The organism is Flavobacterium agri (assembly GCF_013401995.1).
Lineage (GTDB): Bacteria > Bacteroidota > Bacteroidia > Flavobacteriales > Flavobacteriaceae > Flavobacterium > Flavobacterium agri.
Window position 1 is genome coordinate 5,678 of sequence record NZ_JACBJI010000011.1, and the last position, 3,337, is coordinate 9,014.

Below are 3,337 nucleotides of genomic sequence, written 5' to 3' on the forward strand. Positions count from 1 at the left end.
CGTGGGAAAATTGTCCGCCGAAGGCATTACGGAAATTAGTAAGGAAACGTTTGGCGCAGCCTTTCGCCATCGGCGAAAAAGAAATAATACGCTGCAAATGGCGAGTAACGTTAGGCCGCTAACCGAGCGTTGCTGGCATTCGGAGATTGTACTCTCTGCCGAACGCGGACGAAGTAAAACTAACGAATTTTTTTAGCTTGGAAAGCAGAAAAATTCTTAGTTTTACGGCTTAGGAAAAAGCACTTCATTTTACCTTAAACCCAGCAATGGCGGTTAGCGGCGGTTAGGCGATAGTGCCTTTGCCGGAAACATTTCATTTAAAAGTCTCTCCGTATCTTCGGGACGCCATTCTAACATTTGAGCCTTAATTTCCTTATTTATTTTTCTCCAGCCAATAAAATAATCATAGATCCAATATTTGTCCATTTCGGGATTTTCTACATAGTATAGAATTGCGTGTCTTCTCCGATTTTCTGTGTAGTGTCCATATGTTATGCCTCCATTTACTTTAATATCAGGATCTGGAAATTTCTTTTTTTTAGGAAGTTGAGTCAATTCTGCGCCTTTCCAATATTCTTTATGAGAAAGTATTTGTTCATCAAGCTTTATGTCTTGATTATTTAGGTATCTATGATAACTGTCGAGTATGATTCCAGACATATCGTCCGGATGTTTGATTCCTTTATTGTTGAAATACCTTGATAATCTTGAACCTTTCCAAAATTCCCAATTATTTCTCATCCAAATACCTAGACCAAAATGTGCTCCTCCTGAAAAATCATCTTCGCTCAATAATTTTATAGAATCTTTATAGGATTGCGGAAGCATTTTGTCAAGTTCTCTAAAACTATCCTCCAAGTTTTTTGGAATATAGACATCTTCATCTTGCGCGTATGACTGAAGTGAAAATATTATGAAAACGAAAATTAATAGATGTCTCATTTTTTCTCGATTTTTGACGGCATTTCGCCTAACGTTAGGCCGCTAACCGCGGCGGCGGACATCCGGAGATTGTCCTCTCCGGCGAGACGGAAGGTAACAAAACTTATGATTTTTTCTAGCTTACAAAGCTGAAAAAATCTAAGTTTTGTGGAATTGGAAAAGGCACTTTCTTTTGCCCAAATCCCGCCGGGGCGATTAGCGGCGGTTACCCGACGTTTGAATCATTTAAAGTAATCATACTCAAAGTAAATAGGGACGTAGCCAGATTCGCTTTTAAGTAGGCCGTTCGCAAAATACCTATATTCTAATTTATGAACTTTGTGACCCTTGTTTATTAGGTTCGAGCTAATCCTTTTTCCTTGACTATCGAACTTATTATTGAAATGTAAATCGGTTTCTCGTCTCTCTAGATAATCATGTTGAATATGAAATTCTATTCCATTTTCAGTAACAGTTTTATATTCAACTTTTGGCTGAAAGTAAAATCCATGTTGTCTGCTAGTGTAAAAATCCTTATCATATTCCATTGTTTCATTCAGAGTAACTATAGTGTCGTTTCTGGTTATTAGATTTGTTCGATAAGGAGAATACGAATAATTGATTTGACGATATGATTCCAAATCATCATTCCGAAAATACTTTTCACATTTCAAAAATCCATCATTGTCATATTCAAAAAAAGTTTTTCCAGTACTACGCGAACCGCTAGAATACATCGCTGAATCAACCACTTTAACCAATTTTTGCTTATCGTTATAGTAGTAAAAGCTTACCGAGTGTAATCGTTTTGTTTCTCTCGATTTTTTATCATATGATGCGTCGTAGTTTTCCACTTTTGTAGGTTGTCCAGATTTATTCAAATGCACTATTTGTGATAAGTCTTGAGGAGAATTAATAAATATCTTTATGATTTTCACTTTGCGATTAGCATAGATGCTATCCGGCTGATATCTTTCCTCTTGAGCGAAGGAAGAATTAAAAAAAATGATGGATAGTATTAGTAAAATGACTTTCAAGAGATTCGGTTTTTCACAAATGTTGGGTAACGTGAGGCCGCTAACCGATCGTGGCAGCCTTCCGGAGCGGGATCTCTCCGCCAACTCTAAAAATAGTAAAAGCAATGATTTTTTCTAACCTTCCATTTGAAAAAATCTTGCTTTTACGCCTTTGGAAACCAGCTCTTCCTGTTAACTATCCCGCTGCCATGGCGGTTAGCGGCGGTTGGCAGAAGTTTTATTCAAAAATCTTTTTATTTTGATAAGTTGCAAAAGCTCTGTAGGATTCAGATACTCCAAAATGGTATAATGATAAGGAGTAAACTATAATCATAACTATGAACGGCAATTTTAAGACAGTTTCTTGCTCTCTGAAAAACAAACTGAATAAAGCTCCTAAAATTCCTAAACCAAAAAGTATTAAAAAAATAATTCTAGCCCAATTTTTACCATTATAGACTAAAATGATTAACGCAACGGTTAAAAGAAATCGAACACCTTGCTGCAAAATCTTGTCTGTTCCTACTGTAGAAATATAATATAATATGGTATGGATTGAAACAAGTAAAATACTTACTGAAATTAGAATAGTTCGTATTTGACCTTTTTTCTCTAAATGATTCATTCGGATTCTGGTTTTTAAAAATTTCTGCCAACGTGAGGCCGCTAACCGAAGTGGCGGCCTGCCGGAGAAAGCTCTCTCCGCTTGGACGAAAGGTAGCAAAACTTTTGAATTTTTCTAACTTGAAAAGTTTGAAAAATTCATTGTTTTGCGGCTTGGAAAACCGGACTTCCCATAACACAATTCCCGCCATTTTGGTTAGCGGCGGTTGTGCGAAGCTTTAACGTTTTAAAATATATAGAAAGCCGAAATTGACCGCAACCCAAATTACTAATGCCGCGATTGCGATTGATAAATTGTCTATTGGTAAGATTAATGGAATTATAAATACCGAAAGAATTCCCATCAAAAAGCAGTGCAATAAGAAAATTAAACCTTTACGTTTTAAATCAAGGCTAGCAAAACTAATCGCAAAGCTTGAGATCATTAATTGAATAAGAAATAATGGCAATAAAGATTTTTCTTGGTCTTGAATGTTTCTTTTCAAAATCAACTCATAATAAATTTCGCTCTTTGTATTTTGGTATTGGTCTGACAAAAAGATTAACTCCGTTGTAGGTTGCGATTTTATAAAAAGTTCACTTATTCCAACTTCATTTGTTTTGAGTATTCCTATAAAAAGTATGTTGATAGCAATTAATGAAATTGTGATAATTGGAAAAACGAATTTTGTCATTTACGGTTTTTTAAAAGTTTCGCACAACGTTAGGCTGGTAATCGCCGGTGCGGCTTTCGAAGAAAGTACGCTCCGCCAACCAAGACGAAGTTAATAAAAAAG

At 35.9% G+C, this 3,337-nt stretch carries 4 protein-coding genes; all 4 read right to left on the reverse strand.

Annotation, left to right across the window (positions count from 1 at the left end):
* Positions 1-273: 273 nt before the first annotated feature.
* Complete coding sequence (locus HZF10_RS17410; protein WP_176007519.1) at positions 274-942, reverse strand: DUF6794 domain-containing protein; 669 nt, start codon at positions 940-942, stop codon at positions 274-276.
* A 221-nt stretch (positions 943-1,163) separates the two neighbouring features.
* Entirely contained in the window at positions 1,164-1,958 is a 795-nt protein-coding gene (locus tag HZF10_RS17415) for a hypothetical protein (RefSeq protein ID WP_176007520.1), read from the reverse strand.
* Between the two features lie 217 nt (positions 1,959-2,175).
* Positions 2,176-2,562 (reverse strand): hypothetical protein, encoded by a 387-nt coding sequence (locus HZF10_RS17420; protein ID WP_176007521.1) that lies wholly within the window; start codon positions 2,560-2,562, stop codon positions 2,176-2,178.
* Positions 2,563-2,779: 217 nt separating this feature from the next.
* A complete protein-coding gene (locus tag HZF10_RS17425; protein WP_176007522.1) occupies positions 2,780-3,235 on the reverse strand; it encodes a hypothetical protein in 456 nt (151 codons plus the stop codon).
* Between the last annotated feature and the right edge of the window lie 102 nt (positions 3,236-3,337).

Coding starts and splice junctions, on each gene's coding strand:
- HZF10_RS17420 (WP_176007521.1), bottom strand. CDS start 2,562: ATGAATCATTTAGAGAAAAAAGGTCAAATACGAACTATTCTAATTTCA.
- HZF10_RS17410 (WP_176007519.1), bottom strand. CDS start 942: ATGAGACATCTATTAATTTTCGTTTTCATAATATTTTCACTTCAGTCA.
- HZF10_RS17425 (WP_176007522.1), bottom strand. CDS start 3,235: ATGACAAAATTCGTTTTTCCAATTATCACAATTTCATTAATTGCTATC.